The 18,024-nt window shown below is 64.8% G+C and carries 17 protein-coding genes; 14 read left to right on the top strand and 3 right to left on the bottom strand.

Annotated elements, in window-relative coordinates; translation table 11 throughout:
* Positions 1-16: 16 nt before the first annotated feature.
* Complete coding sequence (locus QJT82_RS38525) at positions 17-1,258, bottom strand: ABC transporter substrate-binding protein (RefSeq protein WP_051448093.1); 1,242 nt, start codon at positions 1,256-1,258, stop codon at positions 17-19.
* Positions 1,259-1,496: 238 nt separating this feature from the next.
* On the opposite strand from QJT82_RS38525, the gene QJT82_RS38520 reads away from it, so the two are divergent.
* Positions 1,497-2,336: an AraC family transcriptional regulator gene (locus tag QJT82_RS38520; RefSeq protein ID WP_028343705.1), complete on the top strand. Its 840-nt coding sequence runs from the start codon at positions 1,497-1,499 to the stop codon at positions 2,334-2,336.
* A gap of 394 nt (positions 2,337-2,730) precedes the next feature.
* Here the strand turns inward: QJT82_RS38520 and QJT82_RS38515 are convergent, their stop codons facing one another.
* Positions 2,731-3,741, bottom strand: coding sequence for a polyprenyl synthetase family protein (locus tag QJT82_RS38515; RefSeq protein ID WP_026193158.1), 1,011 nt, complete (start codon positions 3,739-3,741; stop codon positions 2,731-2,733).
* Between the two features lie 135 nt (positions 3,742-3,876).
* Here QJT82_RS38515 and QJT82_RS38510 point away from each other — a divergent pair, with 135 nt between their 5' ends.
* The 9 genes from QJT82_RS38510 (at position 3,877) to QJT82_RS38470 (ending at position 11,808) form a co-directional block, all read left to right on the top strand.
* Entirely contained in the window at positions 3,877-4,104 is a 228-nt protein-coding gene (locus tag QJT82_RS38510) for a DUF2007 domain-containing protein (protein ID WP_026193157.1), read from the top strand.
* On the top strand, positions 4,097-4,924 hold the full coding sequence (locus tag QJT82_RS38505; protein ID WP_259245177.1) for a methyltransferase: 828 nt from the start codon (positions 4,097-4,099) through the stop codon (positions 4,922-4,924). The genes QJT82_RS38510 and QJT82_RS38505 overlap by 8 nt, the downstream gene beginning before the upstream one ends.
* Positions 4,925-5,169: 245 nt before the next feature.
* The gene (locus QJT82_RS38500; RefSeq protein ID WP_028343707.1) at positions 5,170-6,081 is read left to right on the top strand and encodes a S49 family peptidase; all 912 of its coding nucleotides are present in this window, start codon (positions 5,170-5,172) and stop codon (positions 6,079-6,081) included.
* A 116-nt stretch (positions 6,082-6,197) separates the two neighbouring features.
* Positions 6,198-6,389 (top strand): hypothetical protein, encoded by a 192-nt coding sequence (locus tag QJT82_RS38495; RefSeq protein WP_026193154.1) that lies wholly within the window; start codon positions 6,198-6,200, stop codon positions 6,387-6,389.
* A gap of 177 nt (positions 6,390-6,566) precedes the next feature.
* Positions 6,567-7,502 (top strand): glycine--tRNA ligase subunit alpha, encoded by a 936-nt coding sequence (locus QJT82_RS38490; protein WP_028343708.1) that lies wholly within the window; start codon positions 6,567-6,569, stop codon positions 7,500-7,502.
* Positions 7,502-9,598, top strand: coding sequence for a glycine--tRNA ligase subunit beta (gene glyS / locus QJT82_RS38485; RefSeq protein ID WP_028343709.1), 2,097 nt, complete (start codon positions 7,502-7,504; stop codon positions 9,596-9,598). The genes QJT82_RS38490 and glyS overlap by 1 nt, the downstream gene beginning before the upstream one ends.
* A 3-nt stretch (positions 9,599-9,601) precedes the next feature.
* The gene (locus QJT82_RS38480; protein WP_028343710.1) at positions 9,602-10,198 is read left to right on the top strand and encodes a class I SAM-dependent methyltransferase; all 597 of its coding nucleotides are present in this window, start codon (positions 9,602-9,604) and stop codon (positions 10,196-10,198) included.
* The gene (locus QJT82_RS38475; RefSeq protein ID WP_028343711.1) at positions 10,195-10,569 is read left to right on the top strand and encodes a GFA family protein; all 375 of its coding nucleotides are present in this window, start codon (positions 10,195-10,197) and stop codon (positions 10,567-10,569) included. The genes QJT82_RS38480 and QJT82_RS38475 overlap by 4 nt, the downstream gene beginning before the upstream one ends.
* Before the next feature lie 138 nt (positions 10,570-10,707).
* Complete coding sequence (locus QJT82_RS38470; RefSeq protein ID WP_028343712.1) at positions 10,708-11,808, top strand: hypothetical protein; 1,101 nt, start codon at positions 10,708-10,710, stop codon at positions 11,806-11,808.
* A gap of 225 nt (positions 11,809-12,033) precedes the next feature.
* Here the strand turns inward: QJT82_RS38470 and QJT82_RS38465 are convergent, their stop codons facing one another.
* Positions 12,034-12,393 carry a DUF1236 domain-containing protein gene (locus QJT82_RS38465; RefSeq protein ID WP_028343713.1) on the bottom strand — a complete coding sequence of 120 codons (360 nt, stop codon included), beginning with the start codon at positions 12,391-12,393 and terminating at the stop codon, positions 12,034-12,036.
* Between the two features lie 233 nt (positions 12,394-12,626).
* Between QJT82_RS38465 and QJT82_RS38460 the strand changes: the two genes are divergently transcribed.
* The 4 genes from QJT82_RS38460 to QJT82_RS38445 all read left to right on the top strand — a co-directional run bounded on the left by QJT82_RS38460 (position 12,627) and on the right by QJT82_RS38445 (position 17,675).
* Complete coding sequence (locus QJT82_RS38460) at positions 12,627-12,782, top strand: DUF3096 domain-containing protein (RefSeq protein WP_016844375.1); 156 nt, start codon at positions 12,627-12,629, stop codon at positions 12,780-12,782.
* Positions 12,783-12,873: 91 nt separating this feature from the next.
* The gene (gene ppdK, locus QJT82_RS38455) at positions 12,874-15,783 is read left to right on the top strand and encodes a pyruvate, phosphate dikinase (RefSeq protein WP_028343714.1); all 2,910 of its coding nucleotides are present in this window, start codon (positions 12,874-12,876) and stop codon (positions 15,781-15,783) included.
* Between the two features lie 26 nt (positions 15,784-15,809).
* The gene (locus QJT82_RS38450) at positions 15,810-16,073 is read left to right on the top strand and encodes a hypothetical protein (RefSeq protein WP_155258720.1); all 264 of its coding nucleotides are present in this window, start codon (positions 15,810-15,812) and stop codon (positions 16,071-16,073) included.
* A 123-nt stretch (positions 16,074-16,196) separates the two neighbouring features.
* On the top strand, positions 16,197-17,675 hold the full coding sequence (locus QJT82_RS38445; protein WP_028343716.1) for a cell wall hydrolase: 1,479 nt from the start codon (positions 16,197-16,199) through the stop codon (positions 17,673-17,675).
* Positions 17,676-18,024 lie beyond the last annotated feature (349 nt).

Here is an 18,024-nt window from a genome sequence, read left to right as displayed (position 1 = left end):
TTGTGGAGGAAAGCCCTCAACTGCTCTTCTCGCCGCTCATGATGGGGCCGAACCGCTCCCAGCTCTCGCCCTTGAAGCGCATCATCTGCAACTGCTCGATCGGCGCATAGTCGTCCGGCCCGGTCTTGATCTTGGTGCCGGGCAGATAGATGCCGATCTCGAAGTTGAGGCTGGCCGCCTGCTTCATCAGATTCTCGCGGGTAAGATTGTCGCCGCATTGCCGCAACACCTGCTCGAGCCCCTTGGCGACACCATAGCCGAATACGGTCGCGGCGTCGTCGAGGTCGCCTTCGGGATACCACTTGGTCATGAAGGCGCGCCACTCGGTCATCGCCGGATCGTTCTTCCACTCGGTATCCTTGGGGTCCTTGAGATACGCCGTGGACAGCACGCCCTGGCTCGCTTCATAGCCGGCCGGCTTCATCACGCCGCCGATCGAGCCGGAGACGTTGGTCAGGAACTGCACCGGATGCCAGTCGAGCTCGGCGGCTTTCTTGATCGCCTGCGCCGCGAATTTCGGCGTTGCAATGTTGACGAAGATGTCGGGGTTGGCGCCCTTGATCTGCACGATCTGCGAATCCACCGTCGGCGACGAGGTCTCGTAGGAGGATTCGACGACGATCAGCTTCTTGGCCTGGTCGCCGAGCCCGTCGTGCAGGCCGATCAGATAGTCCTTGCCGAAATCGTCGTTCTGATAGAGCACGCCGATGGTCTTGCCCGGATAGTTCTGCAAAATGTACTTGGCATAGATGCGCGCTTCGACCTGGTAGCTCGGCTGCCAGCCCATGGTCCACGGGAAGTTCTTCGGATCGTTCCACTTGGCCGCGCCGGTGGAGACGAACAGCTGCGGCACCTTCTTGGAGTTCATGTATTTCTGGATCGCGGTATTGCCCGGCGTGCCCAGCGGATTGAAGATCAGGAGCACCTCGTCGCTCTCGACCAGCTTGCGGGCCTGCTCGACCATCTTCGGCGGTGAGTAGGCGTCATCGTAGGAGATGAAGTTGACCTTGCGGCCGTTGATGCCGCCTTCGCTGTTGAGCTTGTTGAAATAGGCGGCTTCGGTCTTGCCGATCGTGGCGTAGGCGGACGCCGGACCGGAATAGGGCATGATGTTGCCGACCTTGATTTCGGCGTCGGTTGCGCCCGGATCGTATTTCTTCTGCGCGTTGGCTGCGCTTGCGAAGGCGATCGTCAAAAGCCCCGCAAGCGCCGCGGACTTGACGCAGTTGGCATAGCTCAAGCGTTGGTGGTGCATCATTGTCCTCCCTGACATGCTGGCCGCGGCTCTTGCAGTCTTGATTATCGGGCAGCTTGGTGAGCCGTCGGATCGATGCGTCGGCGAGTATGCACGATTGCAACATTGTTGCTAGCGACGGCTTTGCGGGTAAATTTCCGTGGAGCGGAACCACAGTTTCGCCGCAGGGCAGCAAGGACTGTCAAATGCCGCGCGCGGCAGCCGTGCATGATGCCCGAGCTTTGCAGGAAGGCCGTCGTCCATGAATCCAGCCCAGAAGGCGCTCTGGTACATCGAAAGCCATCTCGGCGCGCCGCTGACGCTCGACGAGATTGCCGCCGTTGCGGGCGTCTCGCGCTTCCATCTGGTACGTGCGTTCGCGGAAGCGACCGGGTTCTCGGTGATGCGTTATGTGCGGGCGCGCCGCCTCAGCGAAGCCGCGCGCCAACTCGCGGCCGGTGCGCCCGATATTCTCAGCCTCGCGCTGGATGCGGATTACGGCTCCCACGAAGCATTCACCCGCGCGTTTCGCGACCATTTCGGCGTCACGCCCGAGACGGTGCGCGCGACAACGTGCCTGACGAAGCTCAATCTCCAGGAGCCGATCACCATGATCTCGACAGCTCTCGACCACATCGATCCGCCGCGCATTGCCACCGGAAAGGCGTTCCTCGTCGCCGGCATCGGCGAGCGTTACAATCACGACAATGGCAGCGGTGCCGGCATTCCGAAGCAGTGGCAGGGCTTCCACCAGCAATGCGCGCATATCCCCCGCCAGGTCGGCAACGTCGCCTATGGCGTCTGCTGCAACGGCGACGATGCCGGCAATTTCGATTACATCGCCGGCGTCGAGGTCGCCGATTTCTCCGACCTGCCGCGCGAGTTCGCGCGCGTCCGGATTCCCGAGCAGAAATACGTCGTGTTCACCCACGCCGACCACATCTCGACCATCCGCCGCACCGTCAACACGATCTGGAATCGCTGGCTGCCGCAATCCGGTATGAAGGTCGCGGACGCGCCGAACTTCGAGCGCTACGACGAGAAGTTCGATGCGAGCACCGGCAATGGCGGCCTGGAGATCTGGGTGCCGGTGAAGGAGTAGCGGGCGCCGGTGCAGCAAACCCTGGTGTCGTCCCTGCGAAAGCAGGGACCCATAACCACGGATGGTTGTTGCGCGACGTTGGAACGACGAATCCCGCCTACAACGCCCGCCGCGGCGTATGGGTCCCTGCTTTCGCGACAAGCTCTGGCAAATCATGTTGCGAGAATGCGGTGTCGCATCCTCAGCGCCGTTTCAAATTGCGCGACAGTTACCCCGTCATCCTGAGGTGCGAGCGGAGCAAGCCTCGAAGGATGCGCGGCCCGGCTGGTGGCCGTCGATCCTTCGAGACGCGCTACGCGCTCCTCAGGATGACGGGGTGAGAGCAGCGTACGTGCTCGTATGGGTCCCTGCTTTCGCAGGGACGACACCGTCTTGTTGCTCGCGAGTGCCTAGATCAATGAGAGCGCGCCAGGCAGAATGCGACGACCTCTTCCAGCGCCGTCTTCATCGGTGAGGGCGGGAACAGCGCCAGCGCGTCGACGGCCATCGCGCCGTAGTGCTGGGCGCGGCTGATGGTGTCTTCGAGGGCGCGGTGCTTGGTCATCAGGCCGATGGCGTGGTCGAGGTCAGCGGATCCGATCTCGCCGCGCTCCAGCGCGCGGATCCAGAACTTGCGCTCGGTGTCATTGCCGCGGCGGAAGGCGAGCACCACCGGGAGCGTGATCTTGCCCTCGCGGAAATCGTCGCCGACATTCTTGCCGAGCTTTGCGGATTTGCCGCCATAGTCGAGCACGTCGTCGACGAGCTGGAAGGCGATGCCGAGATTCATGCCGACCGAGCGGCACGCGGTCTGCTCGGCCTTCGGACGGTTGGCGATCACCGGGCCGACCTCGCAGGCCGCGGCGAACAGCTCCGCCGTCTTGCCGCGGATCACGGCGAGATATTCGTCCTCGGTGGTCGCGGTATTCTTGGCGGCGGCAAGCTGCATCACCTCGCCCTCGGCGATGGTGGCGGCGGCGGCGGACAGGATGTCGAGCGCGCGGAGCGAGCCGACCTCGACCATCATCCGGAACGCCTGGCCGAGCAGGAAGTCGCCGACCAGCACGCTGGCCTCGTTGCCCCACAGCATCCGCGCGGACAATTTGCCGCGGCGCAGTTCGCTCTCGTCGACCACGTCGTCATGCAGCAGGGTCGCGGTGTGCATGAATTCGACCGCGGCGGCGAGCTTGATATGGCCGTCGCCGGAATAGTCCGCGAGTTGGGCCATCGCCAGCGTCAGCATCGGGCGCAACCGCTTGCCCCCGGAGGAGATCAGATGGTTGGCGACCTCGGGGATCATGGTGACCTCGGAGCCGGTCCGCGAAAGGATCGTCGCGTTGACGCGCTCCATGTCGGCGGCGACAAGTCCCACCAGCCCGTCGATCGAAGCATTGGACGGGCTTTCGAAGGGTACAATAACCGCCACGCTGGTCTCCAATTTTGCCGAATACGCACTATGCTCAGCTATAACAATAGAAACTGCGCGGTGCAGCGGCAAGGCCATCAAGTTATTGACATGTGGCGCAAGTGCCGCACAGCCGGGGCGACAGGAGAGCGTATTTTGCGGGAATTGGTACGGACCAATGACATGGTGCTGGTCTCCGCCATTGGCGCGCTGCTCGACAGCGCTAACATCCATCATCTGGTGCTGGACCAGAACATGAGCATCATTGAGGGCTCGCTCGGCGTGCTGCCGCGGCGGATCCTGGTGCATGAGGACGACAACCACGAGGCCCGCCAGCTCCTGACCGATGCCGGCCTCGGCCACGAATTGCGGGCCGATGATTAGAACGTTTTCAAGCGAAGTGGACCCCGGTTCGCGTGAAGAAAACGCGTCAAAAAAGGAGTCTCCGGCGGCCGAGATCACCGAGGACGGATTTCTCGGTGGCCAATTGCGCCTGCGGCAACCCCGCAGCGGCCACCGCGCCGGCCATGACGCGATCCTGCTCGCCGCGGCGACGCCGGCTCGATCGGGCGACCGCGTCGTCGATCTCGGCTCCGGCGTGGGCGCCGCGGGGCTGGCGGTGGCGCGGCGGGTGAGGGGGATCGATCTCGTTCTGGTCGAAATCGACCCGGCCCTGGCCGAGCTTGCGCGGAATAATGCCGGCACCAACGCGATAATGGCGGAGGTGATCGTGCTTGATGTCGAAGCCGGCGCCGCGGCCTTCGATGATTCCGGCCTCGGGCCCGATAGCGCTGACGTCGTGCTGATGAACCCGCCGTTCAATGATCCGTCGCGGCATCGCGCCTCGCCGGACGGTGTACGCGAGCGCGCCCATGTCGCGACCACGACCACGCTGGCCGGCTGGGTTCACGCGGCGCGGCGGATTCTCAAGTCGAACGGGCAGCTTGCGCTGATCTGGCGGGCCGACGGCATTGCCGAGGTGCTGGCCGCGCTGGACCGCGGCTTTGGCAGTGTCGAGATCCTGCCGGTCCACGGCGATGCGACCTCGCCGGCGATCCGAATCCTGGTGCGGGCGACCAAGGGCGGCCGGGCGCCGACGCGGCTCCATGCCGCACTGCTGCTCAATGAAGAGTCAGGCGTGCCCAATAAATGGGTGCAGGAGGTGTTGGCTGGGAAGGGGGAGTTGCCGCTGGCGCGGCGCTAGCGGGCAGGGCGCTGCCCACGTCGTCAGAGGCACTAAATCACTGCGAAGCCGTTTCCGACTGGCGGTCCGGCGTGGACGTGAAGTGGATCGCCGCCAGGAGTGTACCGATCAGCAAAATCAGCAGATAGATTTTCATGAGTCCCTCTCCGCTCGCGCATTGCAGCCCCAATGACAAAATGCAAAACGCGTTCCACGGATTCCAATGACAGTGGCGTGATAAAAAGTGGTTAATTCGAGGTAACGGCATGAGTGAACAAAGAAGTGATCACGCTGGACGTTCGGGACTGCTCGAACGCGTGCAGGCAATGTTGCCGGCGCGCTTCAGGCGCGGCGCGGCCGTCGTGCCGGTGGTGCGGCTGGCAGGCGTGATCGGTGCGGTGACGCCGCTGCGGCCCGGCATGACACTCTCCGGCGTCGCCAAGATGCTGGAGCGCGCCTTTGGTACGCGGAATGCCAAGGCGGTGGCGCTGGTGATCAATTCGCCCGGCGGCTCGCCGGTGCAGTCGCGGCAGATCTATTTGCGCATCCGGCAACTCGCCGCGGAGAAGAAGCTCCCGGTGCTGGTGTTCGTCGAGGACGTCGCGGCCTCCGGCGGCTACATGATCGCTTGCGCGGGCGATGAGATCTATTGCGATCCGTCCTCGATCCTCGGCTCGATCGGCGTGGTCGGCGGCAGCTTTGGCCTGGAGGGGCTGATCAAGAAGATCGGGGTCGAGCGCCGGCTCTATACGGCGGGCAGCCACAAGGCGATGCTCGACCCCTTCCTTCCCGAGAACCCCGACGACGTCGCCCGGCTGAAGGCGATCCAGCGCGAGATCCATGCGATCTTCATCGCGCTGGTCAGGCAGAGCCGCGGCAGCCGGCTCAATGGCGCCGACGACGTGCTGTTCACCGGTGAGTACTGGGCCGGCGATACCGCGATCGGTCTCGGGCTCGCCGATGGCATCGGCGACATCCGCTCCACGCTGCGGGCCCGCTATGGCGACAAGGTGCTGACCCCGGTGATTGCGCCGGCCAGCGGCTTGCTGTCCGGCCTGCTCGGCCGACGGGCGCCGGGGGCAGGGTCGCTGGCGGCGCTGGATGGGCTGGCCGCGCTGCCGGACGAGGTGATCTCGGCGCTGGAAACCCGTGCGATTTGGGCCAGATTCGGGCTGTGAACACAGGGATGTGAGCGCGCCATTTAGTCCCAAAACCGCGATTGCGGCGCAGGCCACCTTGCGCGAGAATGCTTGGCATTGGGGGCCTGACAGACGTGAACGACAAGGATCGACCGATGCCGCCGCTGATTGCATTCGCAGGCGTCTTGGGAAGCTTGGCCGTGGTCCGCTGGGCGTACAAGACGGCCGTCCGGATCAACCAGGAACTCGAAGAGGCGCGATTGTCCCGCGTGGCCGAGGCCACCCGCGCGGGCGAAATCAAGACCCTGCGCCGCGACCCCGTGACCGGGGCCTATCGCCCGGGCTAACATCGTGGTCATTCCGGGGCGATGCGTCAGCATCGAACCCGGAATCTCGAGATTCCGGGTCTGGTCCTTCGGACCATCCCGGAATGACGCTAAACATCTCCCATCGCCTTGATTCCATTGGCTGCCGCCGATACGGTCCCGCGCGCCTCACACCCCTCCGCGAGATCGATTCCAACGATGGACGCCCTGCCTGACCACATGCGCCCGGAACGTTCGTTCCAGGGCTTCATCCTGGCCCTCCAGCGGTTCTGGGCCGAGCAGGGTTGCGTCATCCTGCAGCCCTACGACATGGAAATGGGCGCCGGCACCTTCCATCCCGCGACCACGCTGCGCGCGCTGGGGCCAAGACCCTGGAACGCGGCCTATGTGCAGCCCTCGCGGCGGCCCAAGGACGGCCGCTACGGCGAAAACCCCAACCGCCTGCAGCACTACTACCAGTTCCAGGTGATCATGAAGCCGTCGCCGGCGAACCTTCAGGACCTGTACCTGAAGTCGCTGGCCGCGATCGGGATCGACGCCGCCGTCCATGACATCCGCTTCGTCGAGGACGACTGGGAAAGCCCGACGCTCGGCGCCTGGGGCTTGGGCTGGGAATGCTGGTGCGACGGCATGGAGGTGTCGCAGTTCACCTACTTCCAGCAAGTCGCCGGCGTCGAATGCGCACCGGTCGCGGGCGAACTGACCTACGGGCTCGAGCGGCTCGCGATGTATGTGCAGGGCGTCGACCGCGTCTATGACCTCAACTTCAACGGCCGCGAGGGAGCCGAGAAGGTCACCTATGGCGACGTCTTCCTGCAGGCCGAGCAGGAATATTCGCGGCACAATTTCGAGCATGCCGACACCGCGATGCTGTTCGAGCAGTTCAGGATGGCGGAAGAGGCCTGCCGCAAATATCTCGCCGCCGGCTGGCGCGAAGGTGGCAACAGTAAGGAACATCTGATGGCCTTGCCGGCCTACGACCAGTGCATCAAGGCGAGCCACGTGTTCAACCTGCTCGACGCCCGCGGCGTCATCTCGGTGACGGAGCGGCAGAGCTATATCGGGCGCGTGCGCGACCTGGCGAAGGCCTGCGGCGAGGCATGGATCCACACTGAAACGGGCAGGGCGGCCTGATGCCCGATCTTCTCCTCGAGCTGTTCTCCGAAGAAATTCCCGCGCGCATGCAGGCCAAGGCGGCCGACGATCTGCGCCGCATGGTGACCGACAAGCTGGTCGCCGAAGGCCTGGTCTATGAAGGCGCCAAGGCGTTCGCGACCCCGCGCCGTCTGGCGCTCACCGTGCACGGGATTCCGGCGCGCCAGCCTGATCTGAAGACTGAACGTCGCGGCCCGAAGATGGGCGCCCCGGATGCGGCGGTGCAGGGCTTTCTGAAAGCGACTGGTCTCAAATCGCTGGATGAAGCGAAGATCCAGAAAGATCCGAAGGGCGACTTCTACATCGCGCTGATCGAAAAGCCCGGCCGCGCCGCGATCGACGTGATCGCGGAAATGCTGCCGGTGATCATCCGCACCTTCCCCTGGCCGAAGTCGATGCGCTGGGGCGCGCGCTCGGCCAAATCAGGCTCGCTCACCTGGGTGCGCCCGCTGCACGCCATCACCGCGACCTTCGGTCTGGAGACCGAGGAGCCCGACATCGTCAAGTTCTCGGTCGACGGCATCGAGGCCGGGCAGACCACCTATGGCCATCGCTTCATGGCGCCGGGTGCGATCTCCGTGCGCCGCTTCGAGGATTACGAGGCCAAGCTGAAGGCTGCCAAGGTGATCCTCGATCCGCAGGCGCGCAAGGACATCATCCTCGAGGACGCCAAGGAACTGGCGTTCGCGCAGGGCCTCGAACTGGTCGAGGATCAGGTGCTGGTCGACGAGGTCTCCGGCCTCGTCGAATGGCCGGTCGTGATGATGGGATCGTTCGAGGAGCAATACCTGTCGATCCCCGACGAGGTGATCCGCGCCACTATCCGTAACAACCAGAAGTGCTTCGTGGTCAGGGATACCAAGACCGGCAAGCTGACCAACAAGTTCGTGCTGACCGCGAACATCGAGGCGCCCGACGGCGGCAAGACCATCGTCGCCGGCAATGAGCGCGTGATCCGTCCGCGGCTGTCGGACGCGAAGTTCTTCTACGAGACGGACCTCAAGACCAAGCTCGAGGACCGGCTGCCGAAGTTCGAGCAGATCGTGTTCCATGAGAAGCTCGGCACCCAGGCGGAGCGGATCAATCGGATCGAGCGGCTCGCCGCCGAGATCGCGCCGCTGGTCGGCGCCGATGTCGCGAAAACCAGGCGCGCCGCGCGCCTCGCCAAGGCGGATTTGCTGACCGAAGTGGTCGGCGAATTCCCGGAGTTGCAGGGCTTGATGGGCAAGTACTACGCGCTGGCGCAGGGCGAGGATGCCTCCGTCGCGGCCGCCAGCGAGGAGCACTGGAAACCGCAGGGGCCGACCGATCGCGTGCCGACCGATCCGGTCAGCGTCGCGGTGGCACTGGCGGACAAGCTGGATACGCTCGCGGGGTTCTGGGCGATCGATGAGAAGCCGACCGGATCGAAGGACCCGTACGCGCTGCGTCGCGCGGCGCTCGGCGCGATTAGGCTGATCGTCGAGAATACGCTGCGCCTGCCGATCCTGAAGACGGCCAAATCCGCGTTGCTCGGATTGTCGCTCAAGGCCGATGCCGAAACACTGCCGAACGATCTGCTCGCCTTCTTTGCCGACCGCCTGAAGGTCCAGCTCCGCGAGCAGGGCGCGCGGCACGATCTCGTCGATGCCGTGTTCTCGCTTGGTGGCCAGGACGATCTGTTGCTCGTCGTTCGGCGCGTCGAGGCGCTCGGCAAATTCCTCGACAGCGACGACGGCAAAAACCTGCTCGCTGGCACGAAACGCGCCAGCAACATTCTCGCGATCGAGGAGAAGAAGGACAAGCGGACCTTCGACGGCGCGCCCGACGCCGCGCTCTACAAGCTCGATGAAGAGAAGACGCTGGCCAAGGCGATCGACCAGGTGAAGGCCGAGGCCTCCGCCGCCGTCGCCAAGGAAGACTTCGCCGCCGCGATGAGCGCGATGGCCAAGCTGCGTCCGGCGGTCGATGCGTTCTTCGACAAGGTCAAGGTCAACGACGACGATCCGAAGGTGCGCGAAAACCGCCTGAAGCTCCTCAACGAGATCCGCGCCGCGACGCGTGCGGTGGCGGATTTCTCCAGGATCGAGGGCTGATCGATGGACCGCGCGACGCTCGCCGCTTACGACAAGGATGCGGCGGCGTTTGCGCAGGACTGGCACGAACAGCCGGCGCCGGTCGATCTGCAGGAGATCGTCGGGCAATTCTTCATCGAGGGCGGCGCGACCGCCGATATCGGCTGCGGCAGCGGCCGCGAGGTGGCTTGGCTGAATGCCCACGGCTTTCCGGCCGAAGGCTATGACGCCTCCGAGGGCCTGCTCGCGGAGGCCCGCGCCCGCTATCCGACGTTGCGCTTCACCCGCGCCGAATTGCCTGACCTGTCCGGCATCGCCGCCAACAGCTTCGACAATGTGCTGTGCGAGACCGTGATCATGCATCTCGATCACGCGCTGATCGCGCCATCAGTCCGCCGCATGCTCGAACTCGTGAAGCCCGGCGGCGTGTTCTATCTGAGCTGGCGCGTCACCAGAGGTGACGATGCGCGCGATGCGCATGGCCGGCTCTATGCGGCGTTCGATACCGCACTGGTGCGGGCTGAGCTGGCCGCGGCCGAATTGCTGCTCGACGCGGAAGTCGTCAGTGCCTCGTCTGGCAAGGTCATTCACCGGCTGGTCGCCGGCAGGGGCGGGGGATGATGACGCGGGTCGCGACATGTGCCTGCGGACGGCTCCGCGTCACCTGTCAGGGCGAGCCCCTCAACGTATCGCTGTGTCATTGCCTGGAGTGCCAGAAGCGCACCGGCAGCACCTATGGCGTCGCGGCGTTCTTTGCGCGCGCCGATGTCGAGCGGCAAGGCGACGCGCGGCAGTACAGCCGGGTCGGCGGCAGCGGGTCTACCGTGGTGTTTCACTTCTGTCCGACTTGCGGATCGTCGGTCTATTGGGAGCCGGGCCGCGCGCCGGATCTGATCGGCGTTGCGGTCGGCGCCTTCGCGGATCCCGATTTTCCCGCGCCGTCGCAATCGGTCTTTACCCAGCGCCGCCACGCCTGGGTCGTCGACAAATAGGCCGCCGACGCAGCGAGTTGCGTCGCGATGGAAATATTTCGACACAATTTGCAATTTGTTAACCATGCCCTGCGAAGGTCCTGACGAAGCAACGATTTCTTAAGACATCGCCCCTCGCGCCAATGCAGGGACCGCCCGATGACCTCGATCGGCACCACGCCCAATCCCTACGCCCAATATGGTTCGGCCTATGCGCGGGCAGCAGCGACGCCCTCGCTGGCGGCGACCTTGTCGGGCGACGGCACCGCCGGCGATCTGTCGGCGTCCTCGACATCCAACGCCGCAACCAACCTCACGCTGTCGGACGCCGCCCGCGCGCAACTCGCCAAGGCGCCGCTGCCGGATTCTGCCACCGTCACCAGCGACGCGCGCATCACGCTCGACCGGCTCTACACGGTCGCCGGCGTCAAGGCACCGATCGTCGACGGCAAGACCACCATCGATCTCTCGACGCTGGACCGTCGCTCGCTGTTTGCGATCTCGACCAACAATGGCGGCAAGTTCACGCCGGACGAGCAGGCGGTTGCGGCCACCGAGCTGAAGCAGCGCTTCGACAAGGCGTTGAAACCGTCGCTGGCGACCACGCGCCTGACGGGCGACTACAGCGTCAGCTACAAGGCCGCGCTCGATTATCTCGATGGGGCGAGCGATGAGGAGAAGGCCACCGCAACCTGGGCCAACCAACGCGCCGCGGTGCTGAAGGGCTATCAGGCGACGCAGCAAGATCCCAACACGGCGCCATCTGGAATTTCCGGCGATCCGATCGCGGCCGCACTGGCGGGGACGGCGCCTCCCACGAAGAGCACGACGCGCGACTTCAGCAGCATCGCCGGCGACGTGCGCGCCTTCCTCGATCGGCAGAAGAGCGAGGCGGCGAAGACCGGCAAGGAGTTGGTCTACGATTCCCGCCGCAAGACCGGACAGCTCGCCGACCTTTCCTCGCTCGACAACCGCTCGCTCTCGGCGATCTCGCTGAACCAGGACAAGAAGTTCTCCACCGAGGAGATCTTCGCGGCCAAGCAGGAACTCAATACGCGGACGCGTCTCGCCGTGCTCGACGCGCTGAAGCAGAGCCAGACCGCCGGCGATCCGCGCCAGTTCAGCCTCGGCATCCTCAAGCAATATTCCTCGATGAGCGCGGAGGAGCGCCAGGCGACCAACTGGACGCAGGATTTCCAGGACGCTGCGATCAAGAGCTACAAGTCGACCTCGACGCTGCTCTCGATCCTCAAATCGTAACCCACTCGACACTGAAGCGAAGCGCGCAGCGGGTTGCGTGAAGAACGTGAAGAAAGCGCGTCAAGACCAGCCGCCGGAACTCATCACAACACGACGATCACAACACGACGGAAGAGCCCCGCCCGGAGGGGAGGCCGGACGGGGCTTTCTGGTCCGGTCGATCCTCGCGCACATCCGCTTGCGCGGCGCCCGGACTGTCGTTCAGGCGATCGTGCTGACGTTGATCTAGTCGACCACCTGAACGATCCGTCGCGAACGCGGCTCGACCAGAACGGTCTCACCGTTCACGACGGTGTAACGATAGGGCGTCGCGCCGAACCGCTGCGGCACGTCGTAAGTGGTCACGCCGGCGTCCGGCAGCACGGTGCCGACCACGATGCGATCCGGAACCGTGTAGTTCGGCACGCGCTCGCGCACGATGTACTCGCGGAAGGCCGGACGCTGCTCGACAGTAATGCCCTCGTCATCATCGACTGCAACCGGCGGGCCACCGCGGACGACGCCAACGGTTTGGGCCTGTGCGGCAACAGCCGGCACCGTGATCGCAGCAGCAACCGCTGCAACGGCAAGTATTCTGTTTCGCATGGCTCGCTCCATTCTTTTTCGGTGCGCGCCAGCCTTCGCCGATGCGCACGGCGAGCCAATGCATCGGCTGCGGTGATGTTCCGGAAAACCGCCGCCATATACGCGGCAATTTGGAGCAATTTTCGTGAGTTACGGGAACTCTCAGGCCGCGCGGGCGTCTTGATGTGGGAACCCCCTCAGCGGATAAACTGCCGCTCGATTCGCTCTTCCAAGAAACCCCGGAGACAACTTCAATGACCATCACCGCTGGGCATCTGCCTGCTATCGTGGCTCTGATCGCAGGCGTCCTGATCCTGATCATGCCGCGGCTCCTGAATTACATCGTCGCGATCTATCTGATCTTCGTCGGGCTCGTGGGGATGGGTCTGCTGCGCTGGCTGCACCTCTAGCGGGAAAGCGGGGTTTCGCGGCTTGCGCGGAACCCCTCAAAATGGTGTAAGGCGCGCATCTTCGACCCCTCTTTTCGGATTGTTGTCTGACATGGCCAAAGCCGTCGCGAAGTCCAAGAAAACTGCCGAGAAAACAGCAGCGAAATCAAAGCCCTCCGCCGCAGCCCGCAAGGCCGCACCAGTGCGCAAGGCGCTGAAGAAGAGCGCCCCGAAGGCGGCGCCGAAAGCCGCCCCCAAATCGGCTGCAAAGCCGGCCGCGAAGCCGGCCAACAAGGCGCCGGCGAAGGCCGTTGCGAAGAAGGCGGCCCCGGCTGCGATCAAGGCCGGCAAGTGGGTCTATACGTTCGGCGACGGCAAGGCCGAGGGCCAGGCGACCTTGCGCAATCTGCTCGGCGGCAAGGGCGCCAACCTCGCGGAAATGGCCAATCTCGGCCTGCCGGTGCCTCCCGGCTTCACCATTCCGACCTCGGTTTGCACCTATTTCTACGAGCACGACAAGACGTATCCGAAGGAATTGAAAGCACAGGTTGAGAAGGCGCTCGACTATGTCGGCAAGCTGACCGGCAAGACGTTCGGCGACGCCAAGAACCCGCTGCTGGTCTCGGTCCGCTCGGGCGCGCGCGCCTCGATGCCGGGCATGATGGACACCGTACTCAACCTCGGCCTCAACGACAGCACTGTCGAGGCGCTCGCCGAACTCTCCGGCGACCGTCGCTTCGCCTATGACAGCTATCGCCGCTTCATCACGATGTATTCGGACGTCGTGCTCGGCTTCGAGCATCATCACTTCGAGGACATCCTCGACACCTTCAAGGACGGCCAGGGCTATTCGCTCGACACCGACCTCACCGGCGACGACTGGGTCGAGCTGGTCGGCAAGTACAAGGAGGCCGTCGCCAAGGAGACCGGCCACGACTTCCCGCAGGATCCGCACGATCAGCTGTGGGGCGCGATCGGCGCGGTGTTCTCATCCTGGATGAATGCCCGCGCGGTGACCTATCGCAAGCTGCACGACATTCCGGAATCCTGGGGCACCGCCGTCAACGTGCAGGCGATGGTGTTCGGCAACATGGGCGAGACCTCGGCGACCGGCGTCGCGTTCACCCGCAACCCCTCGACCGGCGAGAGCAAGCTCTACGGCGAGTTCCTGATCAATGCGCAGGGCGAGGACGTCGTCGCCGGCATCCGTACGCCGCAGGACATCACCGAGGAAGCGCGCCAGGAATCCGGCTCCGACAAGCTGTCGATGGAAGCCGCGATGCCGGTCGCGTTCAAGGAGCTGACGCGGATCTACACGCTGCTCGAGAAGCATTACCGCGACATGCAGGACATGGAGTTCACGGTCGAGCAGGGCAAGCTGTGGATGCTGCAGACCCGCGGCGGCAAGCGCACCGCGAAGGCGGCGCTGCGCATCGCGGTCGAGCTCGCCAATGAAGGCCTGATCTCGCGCAAGGACGCGGTGACGCGGATCGATCCGGCCTCGCTCGACCAGCTGCTGCACCCGACCATCGATCCGGCCGCCAAGCGCGACGTGATCGCGACCGGCCTGCCGGCGTCGCCTGGCGCCGCCTCGGGCGAGATCGTGTTCTCGTCGGACGAAGCGGCCAAGCTGCAGGCCGACGGACGCAAGGTCATCCTGGTCCGCATCGAGACCAGCCCGGAGGACATCCACGGCATGCACGCCGCGGAAGGCATTCTCACCACCCGCGGCGGCATGACCTCGCACGCGGCAGTGGTCGCGCGCGGCATGGGCAAGCCCTGCGTCTCCGGCTGCGGCACCATCCGCGTCGATTACGGCCGCGGCACCATGAGCGTGGGCTCGCGCACCTTCAAGACCGGCGACGTCATTACCATCGACGGCTCGGTCGGCCAGGTGCTGGCCGGCCGCATGCCGATGATCGAGCCGGAGCTGTCCGGCGAGTTCGGCACGCTGATGGGCTGGGCCGACGAGGTCCGCAAGCTCGGCGTCCGCGTCAACGGCGACACGCCCGATGACGCGCGCACCGCGGTGAAGTTCGGCGCCGAGGGCATCGGCCTCTGCCGCACCGAGCACATGTTCTTCGAGGAGACCCGCATCCGCACCGTGCGCGAGATGATCCTCTCCGAGGACGAGCAGTCGCGCCGCGCCGCGCTGTCGAAGCTGCTGCCGATGCAGCGCGCCGACTTCGTCGAACTGTTCGAGATCATGCAGGGCCTGCCCGTCACGATCCGCCTGCTCGATCCGCCGCTGCACGAGTTCCTGCCGCACACCCAGGCCGAGATCGAGGAAGTGGCGCGCGCCATGAACACCGATCCGCGCAAGCTCGCCGACCGCGCCCGCGAACTCTCCGAGTTCAACCCGATGCTCGGCTTCCGCGGCTGCCGTCTTGCGATCGCCTATCCGGAGATCGCCGAGATGCAGGCGCGCGCGATCTTCGAGGCCGCCGTCGAGGCCGGCAAGCGCACCGGCAAGCCGGTCGGTCTCGAGGTGATGGTGCCGCTGATCGCGACCAAGGCCGAGTTCGATCTGGTCAAGGCGCGGATCGATGCGACCGCCAACGCGGTGATGAAGGAAACCGGCGTCAAGCTGAGCTACCAGGTCGGCACCATGATCGAGCTGCCGCGCGCCTGCCTGATGGCGGGCGAGGTGGCCGAGACCGCGGAGTTCTTCTCCTTCGGCACCAACGATCTGACGCAGACCACCTACGGCATCAGCCGTGACGACGCCGCGAGCTTCCTCGGCACCTATGTCGCCAAGGGCATCCTCGAGATCGATCCGTTCATCTCGGTCGATCGCGACGGCGTCGGCGAACTCGTCAGGATCGGCGTCACCCGCGGCCGCAAGACGCGGCCGCGCCTCAAGGTCGGCATCTGCGGCGAGCACGGCGGCGATCCCGCGTCGGTCGCGTTCTGCCACGAGGTCGGGCTCGATTACGTCTCGTGCTCGCCCTATCGCGTGCCGATCGCGCGTCTCGCCGCAGCGCAGGCCGCGCTCGGCAAGGAGATCGCCAGCCAGGCGTGAGCGACTACGTAGTTCAGAGAAGTGCAATGGCCGGGACCCAGTCCCGGCCATTTTGCTTGTTGAGGCAGCGTGCAAATAGCGTCATTGCGAGCGAAGCGAAGCAATCCATGTTTCCAACCGCCGAGACATGGATTGCTTCGTCGCTGTCGCTCCTCGCAATGACGACGGGTAGGTATCGTGCGTGCAACACCTTGTTCACCATCTTCGTTGACCTGCTGTTTACGACTTTCATGCGCCACGCGTTTACCAAGGCGCGCAATGCAACATGCGAAACATCTGCGATCGCTTGAGTGTAGCGCGCGAGCAACGCCGATTAACTCCGCGGCAACCTAAACGGTTTAGCAACGAGAAAGGTCGAATTGCGCGGATGTACCGCGTTCGATTGCACTCAGTAAGCGTTGCGTGAGCGTACGATGTTTGTGTCGCGTAACCAGCCGAAGGGCGCACGTCTTGCGCTCTTCGGTCTCGGTCTTGGCATCTTCGCACTTATGCCGACCGAGATCGGATATCAGGATATTGCCTCGCTCCTGGCCCGGCAGCCCGGCGTCGCCGAGCGCTGGCAGAAGCGCGTCTTCGCCTCCGCCGTCGGCTCCATCCAGGTCGCGACCTACAGTTTCGGCCGTCCGATCGGCACGTCCGCGCCGCAAGCCCCGCAAATCCTGCTCGCAAGACTGGACAGTTCGAACCTCGACATCACCGGAACGGTGACGCGCAATCCGATCACAGCCCCGCCGCCGCGCTACCAGGCATCCGATTTTCCCAGGGTCGATCGCACCCTGAAGGGCGATCGCCTCGTCGTCCGGCGGCCTGATCAGGTCGAACCTGCGGAGCCTGCAGATACGGCGCCGGCGAACGAAGATCCCGCGACATCGAATTCGTCGGTCAAAGGCATGAAGACCGCGACCGCGCCGGCCGATAGCGCGCCGCTCGATCCTGAATTGCAGGAGGCGCTGCGCGCGCCGCCCTTACCGCAATATGTCAAGCCGTCGCCGCAGCAGAACGACGTGTCGCTGTCGCTCGAGGCCAACCCGCTCGACGATCTGAAACCCGCGCCCGCGAAGCCCGCGGCTGCGCCCGCCGATGCGGCGCGCGAGCGCGATCCGTTCGCATTCAAGACCGCGAGCGTGTTCTTCGGCTCGTCGCTCGGCACGCCGGAGAACCTCGAGCGTTGGCAGCCCGGCGAGGCGCCGGTTGTCGTGACGCCGGCAGCAACGCCCGATCCCGACATGAAGGTGATGGCATCACTGCCGGTCGATGCCGATGGTCCGGTCAAGGCCGGCGAGATGGGCGAGAGCATCGCGCCGAAGGGCGAGGTCAATGCCGACGACCAGCACACCAAGACGCCGGCGGAGCGGCTCGGCCTGTTCGACGAGAAGTCGCGCGCCAAGTCGGAGAAGTGCCTCGCCGAGGCGGTCTATTTCGAAGCCCGCGGCGAAGCGGTGCGTGGCCAGATCGCGGTCGCCCAGGTGGTGCTGAACCGCGCCTTCTCCGGCAAATATCCGGAGACGGTGTGCGGCGTGGTCTACCAGAACAAGAACCGCCACTACGCCTGTCAGTTCACCTTCGCCTGCGACAATATCGCTGACGTCGTCCGCGAGCCCGACATGTGGGATCGCGCCAGGAAGATCGCGAAGGCGATGCTCGACGGCGAATTGTGGCTGCCGGAAGTCGACCGCTCGACCCACTACCACGCCTATTGGGTGCGGCCGTCCTGGGTCAGCGAGATGAAGAAGATGTACAAGTTCGGCGTCCACACCTTCTATCGCCCGCGCGCCTGGGGCGACGGCAGCGACGCGCCGAGCTGGGGCAATCCGGCCGAGACCGCCAAGATCTCGGCGCAGCTTGCCGAGGCAGCCCGGAGCTCGGCCGAGCAGGCCAGCGCCCGGCGATAGGGCTGTCAACCTAACCTCCCCTTGAAAAGGGGAGGTCGCTTTGCTCGTCAGAGCAAAGCGGGTGGGGATCTGGTCCCTCCGCGAGCGGCGATGCTTGTGGCTGACCCCATCCCGACCTTCCCCCTTTCAGGGGGAAGGAGACGGCAACGTTCCCCGCCATTCGGCCTGAGCCGTCGCGATATTCGGGGCAGACGCGTCGCAACCTCACGACGTCGTTCCGGGATGGCCGGCAGGGCCTGCCCCGGAATGACGGTCATCATCCTCTCCGATTCTGCAGAGCAGCCCTGCAGGCGAATATTTTTCTCCGGCCCCTCTTGGGGTTTTCATGCACCTGCATTAATTCCCCGTA

The sequence above is a fragment of the Bradyrhizobium sp. Mp19 genome (genome assembly GCF_029952935.1).
In the GTDB taxonomy this organism is placed as follows: domain Bacteria; phylum Pseudomonadota; class Alphaproteobacteria; order Rhizobiales; family Xanthobacteraceae; genus Bradyrhizobium; species Bradyrhizobium elkanii.
The sequence above is the reverse complement of the archived record's forward strand: the minus strand, read 5'-3'. Positions and strand labels throughout refer to the sequence as shown.